Genomic DNA, 14,919 nt, shown 5'->3' with positions numbered 1-14,919 from the left:
ATTTTTCCTAGGCTATAGTGAGATCGTATCCACGATGATAATGATTCTCATAATCATTTTCTACCTTTTAGGAGGCATCTCTATGAGTTCTAATACATATAACAATCAACATTATTTAGATCGGCAATCCATTCGTGAATCGAATGCTCGCTCCTATCCCAGACGAATTCCCATTGCGATCCAGAAAGCAGTAGGGATTCAGATCACAGATGTAGAAGGAAAAATTTATTATGATTGTCTATCAGGTGCAGGTACACTTGCGCTTGGTCATAATCACCCCGTTGTCCAAGAAGCCATTTTAGAAACCGTTCAATGCGAATATCCCCTACATACATTAGATCTTACGACACCGATTAAAGATGAATTTGTCGAAGAGCTATATTCTGTGCTCCCTCCCTCATTTGCTCAGAATGCCAAAATCCAATTTTGTGGCCCAGCTGGGACGGATGCAGTTGAAGCGGCTCTAAAGATTGTCAAAACCGCTACTGGAAAACGCTCCATTCTCTCTTTTCAGGGTGGCTATCACGGGATGACTCATGGAGCACTTAGTTTAATGGGGAACTTGGGGGCTAAGGAGGATATCCCCGGCCTGATGCCTGATGTTCATTTCCTTCCGTATCCCTATCCCTATCGTTGTCCTTTCGGCATCGGAGGAGACAAAAGCGTAGAAGTTCATCAACATTTCCTAGAGCGCTTTTTAGATGATCCTGAACGGGGCGTCACTCAACCAGCAGGGCTCATTTTGGAAATGGTACAAGGTGAAGGTGGCGCGATCCCTGCTCCAGATGAATGGGCTAGACATGTGCGCGAGGTAACAAAGAAGCATCATATTCCCATGATTGTGGACGAAATTCAAACTGGTTTTGGCAGAACCGGTAAAATGTTTGCCTTTGAACATGCTGAAATCGAACCAGATGTACTCGTCTTATCAAAAGCAATCGGAGGTTCCTTACCATTAGCTGTGGTGGTATATCGAGAGGAACTAGATAAGTGGAATCCTGGAGCTCATGCGGGTACATTCCGTGGAAATCAGATGGCGATGGCCGCTGGACTTGCGACGATTCGCTTTATTCGTGAAAACAACCTTGCGGAGCATGCCGAGAAGATGGGCGAGCTTCTACGAGGGAAATTACACCTCATCCAAGATGTAACGAATTCAATCGGGGAGGTTCGTGGAAAAGGTCTCATGGTTGGAGCAGAAATCGTCAACTTTAATCAGTCTCCTGATCATTTAGGAAGCTATCCAGCTCGTCCAGAGCTAGCGCGTCTCATTCAACAAGAGTGTTTCAATCGCGGGTTAATCTTAGAGTTAGGGGGTCGTCATGGTAGCGTTGTACGATTCTTGCCCCCACTCATCATTACTTCCGAGCAGATTGAAGAGATTACGAACATTTTTGGAGAAGCCGTTCTCGCAGCAGAAAAAACGCTTTCTCCACGTCAGGAGGTAACGATTTCATGAAAGAACAAAATTGGGATCATTGGTTCCTAAATAATTCAGTAGGTTCCATCATCAATCAAAATTTAGCATCCGAGACGACCCGAGTCGCCATTGAAGAACAGTTCGCCAAACTTTCACAACCATATAGCGGAGCTACCATTTCCGAATTAAAGGAAATGGTAGAGCAAATTGAGATCTATCCAAAAGAGGGACTTCCTTTAACGAAAGCCCTCTTCGAGCTATCACAAAACGTCCTAAAGCACTCTATCGCCGTTCATCATCCACGCTCGATTGCCCATCTCCATTGTGCACCTTTGATCCCTGCTTTAGCAGCCGAACAATTTATCTCGGCCACTAACCAGTCGATGGATTCTTGGGATCAGAGCTCTGTGGGATCCTTTATCGAAAATCGAATGATTGAATGGTTATGTAGGCGATACGGCTACCACCCAACAAGCGATGGCGTATTTACAAGCGGAGGAACCCAATCAAATTTCATGGGCATCCATCTAGCCCGCGATCACTATGCTGAGTCAAGATGGAAATGGAATATCCAACAAAAAGGGTTGCCTCCAGAAGCATCGAAACTACGAATTCTATGCTCGGAGAGAGCCCATTTTACCGTTCAACAATCAGCTGCATTGCTAGGACTCGGTTCTCAATCTGTTATCCCGATTCCAGTCGATCAGCATCAACGAATGTCAATTCCTCATCTACAGGAGACCATTGAACGCTTACTTAATGAAGGCTTAGAACCATTTGCTATCGTAGCAACGGCGGGAACCACTGATTTTGGTAGCATTGATCCTCTGGCTCAAATTGCTGAGATTGCCAAGCGACACTCGATATGGCTTCATGTGGATGCCGCATATGGCGGAGCTTTAATCTTAAGCGAGCGAGAATCTACCAAACTAGCTGGCATCTCTCAAGCGGATTCCATCACAGTCGATTTTCATAAGTTGTTTTATCAACCTATTAGCTGTGGAGCTTTTCTTTTACGTAATCAGGAGCATTTCCAATTCATTCGCCTTCATGCGGACTATTTAAATCCAGAAGATGACGAAGAGCAGGGCGTGCCGAATCTCGTAAATAAATCGATACAGACCACTCGCCGCTTTGATGCGTGTAAGTTATTAGTTAGCTTGCAGGTATTAGGAGAAAATCAGTTCCCTAAGATGATTGAAACCACGATTGATCTAGCAAAAGAGGTAGCACACGATATAGCTCAGCATTCTTCCTTTGAAATAATTAATCCAAATCCGGAAATAACGGCTATTGTTTTTCGATATAATGGTGTCAATCAAAGCTACTCTGATCTTCAGCTAGATGAATTGAATTACCAAATTAGACAAGCACTCTTGCAATCTGGCTCAGCTGTCATAGCAAAAACGAGGTATCTGGGGCATGTCTATCTCAAATTTACCTTATTAAATCCACGAACCAAACGATCTGACATCCAAGCACTATTAACCGAAATAACGAAGATCGGGAAGAAATTAGAAGGAGGACTTATCGTACATGCAATCACCAAATAGACAAATCGCTCAGCAACACAGCATGCAAAACCTGCTAAACTGCTTTTTACGTGAGACCCAAATCGGATCGATTATCGATCGTCATTGTCTATCTCCTTCCATCGCAATGAATCAAAACGTGGAAACGATTTTTGAAATTCCACTAAAATCAATTGGCTTTACTATTTTCGCGCCTACCTCCTATGTTTCACAGACAGGGCGACATCTCTTCGCGTTCCCTCTCTATGTGGAAAGGGATTCGAAGATGGAAGAGTTAGATTTTGTGTGGTTAGCTACCTTGCTGGCCAAAGAGGCGGCTGCATTAGAGGGAGTTGGCTCCATTCCAAGTGATCTACTTGTGCGAATCTTGCAAAGCGAGCAACTGATGGCCCAGTTTATTGAAAACCGTTCGATGGATCAGGAGTCGCTTACACAGACCTATTTTAGCTTTATCGAAGCAGAACAATCACTCATAGTGGGACATCTCCTCCATCCCACACCCAAAAGTAGACAAGGGCTACATGAATCAGAGCAAGTTCGTTATGCACCTGAGACAAAAGGAGAGTTTGCACTCCACTACTTCCGTGTTCATCACTCACTTGTACTCGAAAAATCGAGTCTAGTCGAAAGCGCAACCGATTGTATCAAACAAGAATTACGCAATGATGAAGCGATTTCCGAAGAGTGGAAAAATACGTATTGCCAAGAAAATGATGATTTTTCGATTATCCCCATTCATCCATTGCAAGCAGAGCAACTACTCAAGCAAGAATGGGTGCAGTCCGCTATCTTAAACGGAATGATTCATGATCTAGGAACCATTGGCAGAGCATACCAAGCAACCTCTTCATTACGCACTTTGTATCATCCAGAAGCTCGCTTTATGATCAAAGGGTCTGTTCCGATTCAAATTACAAACTCCTTGCGAGTAAACAAATATAAAGAATTAGAGCGGGGTGTAGAAGTTTCCAGGATCGTAAAAAGCTCTATTGGTAGTGATTTACACGACCGTTATCCAGACTTCCACATCATCACAGATCCAGCTTTCATCACGGTAAAACATCCAACTGAAGAAGAATCTGGGTTTGAAATCACACTACGTTCCAATCCATTTATCTCAGGATGTAACCAACAAGTTACCTTAATCGCTGGTTTAGGACAAGACGTCTATCCAGGTCAAGGCTCCCGAATGAAGCAGATTATCGAAAATCTGGCTAAGATTGAGCAACGATCGGTAGCAGAGGTAAGCCGAAAATGGTTCCAGCGCTATCTCGGAATCTCGCTCGAACCGATGCTTGATCTCTATTTGCATCATGGGATCGCACTAGAGGCTCATCAGCAAAATAGCTTAGTACAACTTTCCATGGCCGGGTATCCTGTAAAGTTTTTCTATCGCGATAACCAAGGATACTATTACGCAGAATCGATGTTTAAAGAATTACAAAAGTTGATTCCAGACGTAAGTATCTTAAGCCAAACCATGTGTTCCGATGACGTTGCAGATGAACGTTTCCGATACTATCTCATCTACAATCACATGTTTGGATTGATTCAAGCATTTGGAAATGCTGGCTTAATCGAAGAAGAGATTCTACTCTCTGATCTACGTGAAAGTCTCCAAGCATGGCGTGTTCATGATCGCCCTTCTTCTCAATTCTTAACGAGTCTGTTGGAGCATGAAAAGCTACCTTGTAAAGCCAATTACCTAACCCGTTTCTATGAGATGGACGAGCTTGTTGGTTCACTAGACACCCAATCCATTTATACCATGATTCCAAATCCGCTTTGGAAAGGAGACAGTTCCGTTGGTCAAACACCAGTTACCCCGTCAAATCATTTGGGATCAGGCAATTGAGAAAGAAATTTCATTTCGCCCTGTTGAATTGGAAGCTGATTTCGAGATGCTCTATCAGTGGCATCAAGAGCCACATGTGATTCCTTACTGGAATCTAAACATCTCACGCGAAGCGTATCACACGCACTTAACACAATTTCTCCAAGACCCCCATCACAGTCTCCATATCGGGTTGATCGATGGAGTGCCGACGAGCTATTGGGAGACTTACTGGGTAAAAGGAGACATCCTTGAAAATAGCTATGAGTATCATCCAGCTGATCAAGGAGTCCATCTTCTCATTGGGGATACTCAGTATCTGGGAAAAGGATACGCGCTTCCCTTATTACGTGCGATTACCAAACTCCTGTTTGAAAACGCTGAGACAGAGAAAGTAGTTGCGGAACCCAACTTTTTAAATAAGAAAATGATTCATGTTTTTGAAAAATGTGGGTTCCAATTTCAGAAGAAAATTCCCCTACCTGGTAAGGAAGCGGCTCTTCTCTTCTGTGATCGAAATGAATTTAGACAAAGGTGGCACGATATCCATGCAATCTAACACTCTGTATGATGTGATTGGAGTCGGCCTCGGACCCTTTAACTTAGGGTTGGCGGCCTTATTAGACCCTGTAAAAGAGGTAAATGCTTTATTTCTCGAACAAAAACCAGAATTCGCTTGGCATCCTGGTTTATTAATCGAAAATACGACCTTACAAGTTCCTTTTTTAGCCGACCTCGTTACCATGGCAGACCCGACAAGTCCCTATTCGTATTTGAATTATCTACGCCATCAAAAGCGTCTTTATCACTTTTATTTCTTAGAACACTTTCACGTGCCTCGTAAGGAATATAGTCATTACTGTCAATGGGTTTCGAAGCAATTAAACAGCTGTCAATTTGGACAGCAAGTAATCGGATTTGAATTTCATCAACAAAAAGATCCATCGCAAAACTACTATGAGGTTTGTGTGCGAGATACCAAGAGTAAAGAGATCGAACTTCTACGTTGTAAGCACCTCGTTCTCGGTATCGGAACCGCTCCGATCATCGATGAGCGTTTCCAACAATTCTCGGATCAAGATATTTTCCATTCTTCCCTGTTTCTCGAAAGACAGAAACGATGCCAAGAAGCGAAGAAGATTACGGTTATTGGCTCGGGACAAAGTGCGGCAGAAGTGTTTCTAACCCTTTTCCAAGACCAAACGAATCATTCCTATGAACTAAGCTGGTATACCCGATCGAATGGATTTTTCCCTATGGAGTATTCAAAGCTGGGTCTTGAGCACTTCTCACCTGATTACACTCGTTATTTTTACTCGCTATCCCAAGAACAAAAGGATGAGCGAAGAAGCAAGCAAGATTTGCTCTATAAAGGAATTAGTGCCTCCACGATTGCAGATATCTATGATCTATATTACGAACGCACCATAGGCGGACAATCGGTTCCTGTTACCTTACAAGCTATGACCACATTAGAATCGATCGAACCACGGTTTGACGGAACATACGAATTAAAGCTCACCCATACCGAACAGGAAGTTAGCTCCACTCATCAGAGCGACGTGGTAATCCTTTCAACTGGATATGCCTCTCAAGTGGATCTCATGCTTCATCCTTTTGGCGAATACATCCAGCGCGATGAAAAACAGCGTCCCATCATCCAAGAGGATTATCAAATTGCGACACAGGGCTGTCAAAACAATCGAATCTATATTCAAAATGGAGAGCTTCATAGTCATGGTATCGGCGCACCCGATCTAGGATTAGGAGCATATCGAAACTCGGTCATCATTAATTCTTTGCTTGGTTCTGAAGTGTATCCTGTACAAGAGAAAAATGTATTTCAACAATTCGGCACAGCTCGTGTTCCTAGCTACATTTAGAGGTGAGAAAAACGATGACAATCAATCCATCTATCCAAAACATAAAAGAAATCCTAACCCCAGCCGTCTGGGAAGAAGTTTCTGTACGATTGCTAAGTAAGATGCTTTCCGAAATGATGTATGAAGACATCATTCAACCAAAAGAAATTTCTTATGATATGAAACAAAAATCCTATTTATATGAATTAGAAGTTGCGAATCAAGTCATTTACACTTATGAAGCGACGAAGCATTTATTTGATAGCTATCAAGTCATCCCCTCCTCTATCAAACGTGTGCAGGGAGATACCACCACTACAGCTACCAACCCATTACAATTTCTATATGAGCTACAACCAACGATCCCGATGTCTGGAGAAACGGCGGCTCACTTGATTCGTGAATATCAACAAACCCTGATCGCAGATGCTCATATTCTTCATAAAAAGAAAACCAAGCAAGACCTTGATCTGACTGCACTAGACTACTCCGATCTAGAAGGCATGATGGAAGGGCATCCTTGGATTACTTATAACAAGGGAAGAATTGGTTTTAGCTATGAAGATTACCTCACATATGCACCCGAACAGCAACAAGCCACTTCATTTTTATGGATTGCCGTTCGCAAAGATCATACTGACCTTCGCTTCGTCGAACAGGTTGACTTAGAAGCCCTCATTCAAGAGGAAATAGGAGCAGAGCTTGCTAATGAGTGGAAAAACCAACTCGTTCAAGATGGACATCTGACGGATGATTATATTTTTATGCCGGTACATGAATGGCAATGGGATCAATACCTGATTCAAATGTTTGCTGAGCAAATCGCAACCCACGTCATCATCCCGATGGGTCGTGGTACAGACGAGTACCTACCGCAACAATCCATACGTACCTTTGTCAACATAACCCGAAAAGATCGCTACCATGTAAAACTGCCAATGAGCATCCTAAACACGCTCGTTTACCGCGGGCTCCCAAGTGAGCGTACGGTCTTAGCGCCTGAGATCACCACGTATATCCAAAACATCTATCGTCATGACACCTTCTTACATGATGAGCATCGAGTAATTCTACCTGGTGAAAACGCAAGTATCAATCTCAGCCACCCGTACTTTGAAAAAATCGCTGGCTCCCCTTACCAATACCTAGAGCTACTCGGCTGTATCTGGCGAGAAAGCATCTATAACTTGATTGATGAAGGCGAACAACCGATTACCTTAGCTTCCCTTCTCTATGTAGATGGGAGCGGGAAACCCTTCATTCAATCCCTAATCGAGAAATCAGGTCTGTCCGTAGAGGAGTGGATGAAAGAACTATTCGCCGTCCTTCTCCCTCCACTCTTACATTATCTATATCAATACGGGGTCGTCTTCTCCCCACACGGACAAAACACGATCCTAGTACTAAAGGACCACCGTCCACACCGCTTAGCCATTAAGGACTTCGTGGACGATGTAAACGTCAGCAAATACCCATTGCCAGAACTTGCAACCCTTTCCGACGAACTTCGCCAAGTACTACGAAGCGAAGAGCCAGAAGGATTATGCCAGTTTATCTTTACCGGGCTATTCGTTTGCCACTTCCGCTATCTAGGGCAACTACTAGAAGCACATACCGGTTGGAGTGAGCAATGCTTCTGGAAAGAAGTACGAAGCGTAATTGAATCCTATAAAAAACGCTTCCCACAACTAGAAGAGCGCTTTGAAGTCTTCGATCTATTGCGACCTGAGTTTACCAAACTATGCCTCAACCGCAATCGGATGCTCGATTACGGATACGGCGATGATGCCGAGCGCCCTCATGCATCCGAGTTTGGCAAAGTACGCAACCCGTTGGCGATGGTGGCAATCAATCAGTAAGTGAAATAAAGGAATGTCTAGAATTACTCAAAGCTTGAATAACAAAAAACGTGTGCGACTTCCCGCACACGTTTCTTTATTTACACCCTCTACTAAAGAACAAATCTAATGTTAACCAGTAAATTAGAATGGACTAGGGGCAATGTATCTGACCACTGCGATGTTAGTGAGCCTGCTTAGCGCAGTCCTTCGTAGCTAGGGCGTTTTGTGGCAATGTTTGAGCGTTCTTTGCGAGTTTTGCCACTTGCCCGAAGCGAAGAAGGACGGAGCGGACTTGCTTTTCCACATCCTTGCAGGCTCACTATTTGAGTTGTGGGCAGATACATGCCCCGGTGCATCCTATTGTAGTTAAGCTATAGATGTTCTTACCCCTTCGATACATCCTCACCAAAATACTTCTTCGAAATCTTCTCCAACGTACCATCTTTCTTCATCTCATCAATCGCCTTATTCACCGCTTCTAACAACTTAGAATTCCCTTTCGGAATTGGAAACGCACTTTCTGCACGTTCCATCGGTTCACCCACTGTTTTAACCGGCAACTTATTTGTCTTCATCATCTCAGCAATCGCCAAACGATCATTCATACTAAAGTCAATTCGTTTCGCCGCCACGTCACGCATAGCCGTCATCATATCTTCATATGCCTTAATCTCTGCTCCAGCATCCGTTGCCATCTTTCCATAGTTACTAGTTGGCGTCTGACCTGCTTTTTTCCCTTTTACATCGGCAATTGCTTTAATCGTATTGTTATCTTGCGCAACCACCATTTGGGCAAATGAAATCGTATACGCTTGGCTAAAATCAAATTTTTCTTTTCGTTCCGGCTTAATCCCTACTTGATTCGCAGCAAGATCTATCTTTTTCGTTTGAAGGCTTGTCAACATACCATCCCAAGGAATCTCTTGAAACTTCGCTTGAACGCCTAAACGTTTGGCCACTTCTTTGGCTACTTCTACATCATAACCTGTTAGTTCATTTGTTTTCTCTTCATGATAACTAAAAGGTTTATAGGTGCCTTCTGTTCCAATCGTAATAAACCCTTGTTTTTTAATTGTATCGTAAAGGTCAGTGCCTGTTGCTTTTTCTCCTTGGCCACCACCACAACCGGTAACCACCATTGAAAAACTCAACACTACACCTAAAAGCCACTTCTTCATTCTCGTATCCTCCTAAAAAGCTAATCCCTAGTATATTAATATGAATTTAAGGTTTTACAAAGAACAATCTTACGCCCCTTTCGAATAGCTGTCAACTCTAGTGATCAAAAAAGCTTCGACTATGACCAAATAGGCGTGCATGCATCTTAGTAGCAAACGAATCCGTCATCCCTGCGATATAATCACAAACCACCCTGGCGCGATCGGAATCGGAAGAAACTTGTTGATACAAGATGCGATCATTTTCAGAAAGGAGTAGATGATTATTCATCATCGCTTCAAAAAGTTGATGGATCATGCGCTGGCCTTTAAAGGCAACCATCTGCACTTTCTGTGAATGAATAACCCGATCCATGACAACTTGGCTGAAGCTCTCCAAGATAGCTTGTAAATCTTCTGGCATCGAAACGATATGAGAAATTCTCATCGAAGGAACTTGGTCCGCAGAAAAAAGCTGATGCACTTCTAAATTTTGAATAAATGTGGAAATAATAGCACCAAAGACTCGATTTAGTTGGTATTTTAAACTGTCTCGATCTGATTCCAATTGCTTTAAATCAGAAATGGCTTGCTGAAGAACGGGTTCTTTATTGTATTTGAGGAATACTTGTACTAGATCAACTAATTCCTCCACCCGCAAAAAGCCGAGATTAATAGCATCTTCGAGGTCGTGAGTCGCATAGGCGATATCATCGGCAAGTTCGATAATGGAACATTCTAATGGTTTATGTACTGTTTTTAGATATCCATTCGGCAGTTCCTTGGTACGAGTTAGAAAAGCACGTTCTTCCGTAGTAAAAGGAGCTAACATCCAATCAAAGGCTTCTTGATCACTCTGGTAGGCACTTGCTTTGGGAGGATGCTGGGTTAGCGCTGGATCTGTAACATCTGCCATCGCTTTGTTAAGCAGGATTGGATACTTTAAAATAGACATCAGTAAGCCCCGAGTCGGATTCAATCCTAGCTTTTTATCTCCTTCTAATCGGGTTAAGATACGAAAGGTTTGAGCATTCCCCTCAAAGCCACCATAAGGTTTCATGCATTCATGCAAGGCGTATTCTCCATGATGTCCAAAAGGAGGATGCCCCAAATCATGAGCAAGGGCGGCCGCTTCTACGAGTGAAGCATCTAAACTTTTCTTTTCTTGGAATACAGCATTATTCTCATTGAGATGAATCACAATTCCCCGGGCAATTTGTGCCACTTCCATCGAGTGTGTTAATCGAGTCCGATGAATATCACCTACATCTAAGCCGATTACTTGCGTTTTCGCTTGTAATCGCCGAAATGCTGCACTGTGAACAATTCGGCCATAATCTTTTTCAAACGGATCTCGGGCATCGGGTATACTACTCATACTAGAAGGACCACGGCGCTCATAATCACTGGTTTGATAACATGTGTTATACTCATTACGTTCCAATATCATTCCTATACACCCCTATTTTTCTTAATAATTTACATGTTGGTTTCTTTATATTCTCAAGTCAAATATTTTTATTGATTGTACCATGAACAGAAAAGAGGGAACGAACTTGATGTACAAAATTATGGTTGTAGAAGACGATCCGAAAATTGCTCAACTCTTACAAGACCACCTAACTCGCTATGAATTTCAAGTAGAAATTGCAACTCAATTTAACCAAATTACCGAAGAATTTATGAGAATGCAGCCTCATCTCGTACTGATGGATTTAAATCTGCCAAGCTTTGACGGATTCTATTGGTGCAGACAGATTCGTCAGACCTCCAAATGCCCTATTCTCTTCATCAGTGCTCGTGAAGGGAGTATGGAGCAAGTGATGGCTTTAGAAAATGGAGCCGATGATTATATTACAAAGCCATTTCACTATGAAATCGTACTAGCAAAAATCCGCAGTGCCCTGCGTAGAGCATATGGAACGTATGCGAATCAAGGGGAGCGAACCGTAGAGGTAGAGGGTCTAGTTTTATATCCTGAACGAATGTTACTTACACTAAAAGATCAAAGTGTTGAGTTAAGCCAAAAAGAAGCCATTTTAATAGAAGCACTCATGGAAAAGAAGATGCGTGTGGTGAGTCGAGATCAACTATTAGATCGGCTGTGGAATGACCAACACTTTATTGATGATAATACATTAAATGTTTACGTAACCCGTGTGCGCAAGAAGTTTCGGGATCTAGGTATCCAAGAAGCAGTTGAAACAGTAAGGGGCTCTGGTTACATGCTAAAAGTAACATGGAGCAAGGAAGCATGAGGTTATTTTTTCGTGAACATATCCCGTTGTTGGTCTTCTACTTTATCCAGATGGCTTTATTTCCACTACTCTACTGGCTAGATGGCTATAAGCATTTGCCGATCATCTTTTACTCCATGGGATTAAGCCTATTTTTCTTAACGGCTTATTTACTGCAACGCTTTATCAATCACAAAACATTTTATCGCCGTATGTCCCAAACGATCGATGCCTTAGATGATGCAATGCAAAAATCGGGGGACTCACCGCTTCCAGAAGCATTGGATCATTTAATGGAGAGGCAATTCCAATGCTATCAAGATGAAATCATTCACTATAAGAAAAAATTACAGGATCACATTACGTTTATTAACCAATGGGTTCATCAGATGAAAACACCCATCTCTGTAATCCATCTAACGGTTCAGGATGATGATAACCCGCAGAGTAAAAGCATCCAAGAAGAGTTAGACCGTCTCCGAAAAGGCCTCGACATGGTACTATACGCTTCTCGCCTAGATGAATTTGAGCATGATTTCCATGTAAAATCGATCTCCTTAGCATCCTTGGTCAAAAAAGTGATCTCAGAGAATCGACGCCTCTTTATCCGGAATAAAGTATATCCTGACATTCAAGTTCCAGATGATCTCACCGTTTATAGTGATGAAAAATGGCTGGGCTTTATCTTAAATCAATTATTAACCAATGCAGTTCGATACTCCGCTGGAAAAGGGCAAAAAATTGCCTTTCAGGTAAAACAAGCGGAGAGCACTTTAATGTTGGAAGTATGCGATCAGGGTATCGGGATTCCCCAGCAAGATTTACGTCGTGTGTTTGATCCTTATTTCACTGGAGAACATGGTAGGGAGTATCAAGAATCTACAGGAATGGGCTTGTACTTAGTACGGGAAATCTGTAAAAAACTAAATCATAGAGTGGTAATTGAATCAGAAGTCGGAGTAGGGACAACGGTGCTCCTTATCTTTGATCGTGTCTGATAATGTGGAATAGAACCCCTTTCAAACTGGAGGGGGTTCTATTCCACATCATCTTACAGAAAAGTAAGCAAATATTAATCTAATTACATAGTAGCTCTCCTCATTTCCCTCTATATTTAAGACTAGAAACAAACATCAACTAGTCAGTCATCCTAGAGGGGAGTAAGTACACATCATGAATTTTCGACAGTTCGCTTTTTATAACGTACGTAGAAATATATACACCTACATCGCCTATTTTCTCAGTAGCTCATTTGCGGTCATGACCTTTTTTACATACCTTATGTTCATCTTCCACCCCGAAATCTCCAATGCTCCATTAGGTGGATTTGTATCAATTGGAATGAAGCTTTCCTCCTATGTAATCTTCACCTTTTCCATCTTATTTGTCATGTTTTCTCTAAGCGATTTTCTCAAAGCACGTCTTAAGGAATTCGGAGTCCTAACCATCTTAGGAGCACAGAGAAAACAACTAAACTATTTAATCTTTCTAGAAAACTTGATCATCGGTACAGCCGCTGTTATCACGGGAATATCAACAGGATTCCTATTTTCTAAACTATTTTTCATGATCGCTTCCCATATCTTAGATATGAAACCACTACACACATATCTATCCATGAAAGCCATCTGGATCACAGCTACTGCCTTCATGAGTCTCTTTGTCATCATTTCCATTATGACAAACGTCTTCATCCGTCAGAGCAAAGCAATCGAAATAATAAAAGGAACGATTAAACCAAAAAAAGAGCCAAAAGTATCGATCTGGCTAGCACTACTATCCGTAGTCACCCTTTTGATATCGGTTTTCCTTCTACAGGGATCCCTGCCACTCTTAGCAATCCCATTTGATATTATCGGGCTCTACTTCTTCTTCACTCAACTAACGGTACTCATCGTTCGTCAATTGAAAAAGAATCGTCACTACTACTGGCGCGGACTTAACTTACTATGGATATCCGAAATGGCCTACAAATTAAAAGATAATGCTCGCATGTTCTTCATCGTTACCGTTGTAACGGTTATGTCATGTACCTCTGCCGGGTTGATCTTAGGGGTACAGAAACAGAGTCATCAAGAATTTACTAAAATGCCATTTGCTTTCACGGTTAACTCTGACTATCATGGGGAAAATGGGCAGAAGACTACACAACTCATGCAAAAAATAGAACAAACTCTCCATCAACAAAAAACAGAGCACCAAAAAATTTCGAACAAGAGAATGATCACTCCGTTTACAAACACAAAAGGAATCTTCTTTCTCACAAGACAATCTGACTATGTAAACTTAGCGAAATCACTTTCTCTACCGAGCATCTCCCTACAGCCAAATGAAGCACTATTAATCAGCTCCACGGTGAGCAAAAATAAGCCCGAAAAAGATTTACAGCATCTATCATTTAAAGAATCTGGACTCCCTACCCTCCAGATTAAAAAACAAATAGAACAAACTATATTCGGGACCTATAATCTTGTCATAGTAAGCGATCAAACCTATGCACAAGTAAAACCCACTTTATCATTGCTTGCAGATGAAGTGGTTACGTACCAATATGCGATCCCTAGTTGGTCCAATCCGAAGGACATCATCTCATCCAACTCAATCGAAGCTAAAATCGGGATGGAATTAAAAAGCTGGTACCAATCCACTTATGGAAACAAGCAACTGGATAGCGACTTCTCAACACGGGCCGCGGATTTCCAACTCTTTAAACAAGGAATCAATTTTACAATGTTAATCGGATTATTTAACGTTGCCATCTTTCTCATTTTCACAGCAAGCTTCCTCTACTTCAAGCTATTTACAGACTTGCGACATGATCAACGGTATTACCATGGCTTATCCAGAATGGGACTAAGCAATAAAGAAATGCGAAACGTAGCAACCAAGCAAATCGCGCTTCTCTTCTACATCCCACTCTTCTTTGCTGGTATTCAGACATTAGGGTGTGTCTTAAAACTATTTTCTATCTCACTGAGCCAGTCTAAAAATGGAAGCCAGATATACAAACGCCAAAAAAGAGGTGGCTAACTTGTC

The 14,919-nt window shown here is 42.1% G+C and carries 12 protein-coding genes; 9 read left to right on the top strand and 3 right to left on the bottom strand.

The annotated features are described in order from the left end of the window. Nucleotides 1–82 precede the first annotated feature (82 nt). The 6 genes from EDD57_RS00055 to EDD57_RS00030 are packed head-to-tail and all read left to right on the top strand — an operon-like array spanning nucleotide 83 to nucleotide 8,507. Complete coding sequence (locus EDD57_RS00055; RefSeq protein ID WP_131847103.1) at nucleotides 83–1,459, top strand: aspartate aminotransferase family protein; 1,377 nt, start codon at nucleotides 83–85, stop codon at nucleotides 1,457–1,459. After that, a complete protein-coding gene (locus EDD57_RS00050; RefSeq protein WP_131847101.1) occupies nucleotides 1,456–2,973 on the top strand; it encodes a pyridoxal phosphate-dependent decarboxylase family protein in 1,518 nt (505 codons plus the stop codon). The genes EDD57_RS00055 and EDD57_RS00050 overlap by 4 nt, the downstream gene beginning before the upstream one ends. Then, nucleotides 2,957–4,807 (top strand): IucA/IucC family protein, encoded by a 1,851-nt coding sequence (locus EDD57_RS00045; protein ID WP_131847099.1) that lies wholly within the window; start codon nucleotides 2,957–2,959, stop codon nucleotides 4,805–4,807. The genes EDD57_RS00050 and EDD57_RS00045 overlap by 17 nt, the downstream gene beginning before the upstream one ends. Continuing rightward, nucleotides 4,758–5,345, top strand: a complete 588-nt coding sequence (locus EDD57_RS00040; RefSeq protein WP_279388923.1) for a GNAT family N-acetyltransferase — start codon at nucleotides 4,758–4,760, stop codon at nucleotides 5,343–5,345. The genes EDD57_RS00045 and EDD57_RS00040 overlap by 50 nt, the downstream gene beginning before the upstream one ends. Next, a complete protein-coding gene (locus EDD57_RS00035) occupies nucleotides 5,335–6,669 on the top strand; it encodes a lysine N(6)-hydroxylase/L-ornithine N(5)-oxygenase family protein (protein ID WP_131847097.1) in 1,335 nt (444 codons plus the stop codon). Before EDD57_RS00040 ends, EDD57_RS00035 begins: the two co-directional genes overlap by 11 nt. A gap of 14 nt (nucleotides 6,670–6,683) precedes the next feature. Next, nucleotides 6,684–8,507, top strand: a complete 1,824-nt coding sequence (locus tag EDD57_RS00030; protein ID WP_131847095.1) for an IucA/IucC family protein — start codon at nucleotides 6,684–6,686, stop codon at nucleotides 8,505–8,507. Between the two features lie 176 nt (nucleotides 8,508–8,683). Here EDD57_RS00030 and EDD57_RS14255 read toward each other — a convergent pair whose 3' ends face one another. From EDD57_RS14255 to EDD57_RS00020, 3 genes are all read right to left on the bottom strand, one after another. Further along, complete coding sequence (locus EDD57_RS14255; RefSeq protein ID WP_165873604.1) at nucleotides 8,684–8,833, bottom strand: hypothetical protein; 150 nt, start codon at nucleotides 8,831–8,833, stop codon at nucleotides 8,684–8,686. 39 nt (nucleotides 8,834–8,872) lie between these two features. Beyond that, entirely contained in the window at nucleotides 8,873–9,667 is a 795-nt protein-coding gene (locus tag EDD57_RS00025; RefSeq protein ID WP_131847093.1) for a transporter substrate-binding domain-containing protein, read from the bottom strand. 97 nt (nucleotides 9,668–9,764) lie between these two features. Further along, the gene (locus EDD57_RS00020; protein WP_131847091.1) at nucleotides 9,765–11,096 is read right to left on the bottom strand and encodes an anti-phage deoxyguanosine triphosphatase; all 1,332 of its coding nucleotides are present in this window, start codon (nucleotides 11,094–11,096) and stop codon (nucleotides 9,765–9,767) included. 109 nt (nucleotides 11,097–11,205) lie between these two features. Between EDD57_RS00020 and EDD57_RS00015 the strand changes: the two genes are divergently transcribed. The 3 genes from EDD57_RS00015 to EDD57_RS00005 all read left to right on the top strand — a co-directional run bounded on the left by EDD57_RS00015 (nucleotide 11,206) and on the right by EDD57_RS00005 (nucleotide 14,913). Further along, the gene (locus tag EDD57_RS00015; protein WP_131847389.1) at nucleotides 11,206–11,904 is read left to right on the top strand and encodes a response regulator transcription factor; all 699 of its coding nucleotides are present in this window, start codon (nucleotides 11,206–11,208) and stop codon (nucleotides 11,902–11,904) included. Beyond that, nucleotides 11,901–12,881 carry a sensor histidine kinase gene (locus EDD57_RS00010; protein ID WP_131847089.1) on the top strand — a complete coding sequence of 327 codons (981 nt, stop codon included), beginning with the start codon at nucleotides 11,901–11,903 and terminating at the stop codon, nucleotides 12,879–12,881. The genes EDD57_RS00015 and EDD57_RS00010 overlap by 4 nt, the downstream gene beginning before the upstream one ends. Nucleotides 12,882–13,056: 175 nt before the next feature. Next, a complete protein-coding gene (locus EDD57_RS00005) occupies nucleotides 13,057–14,913 on the top strand; it encodes an FtsX-like permease family protein (protein ID WP_131847087.1) in 1,857 nt (618 codons plus the stop codon). Nucleotides 14,914–14,919 lie beyond the last annotated feature (6 nt).

Origin of the sequence: Baia soyae, assembly GCF_004341445.1 — a bacterium.
In the GTDB taxonomy this organism is placed as follows: Bacteria; Bacillota; Bacilli; order Thermoactinomycetales; family Thermoactinomycetaceae; genus Baia; species Baia soyae.
This window is presented reverse-complemented; position numbering and strand designations above follow the sequence as displayed.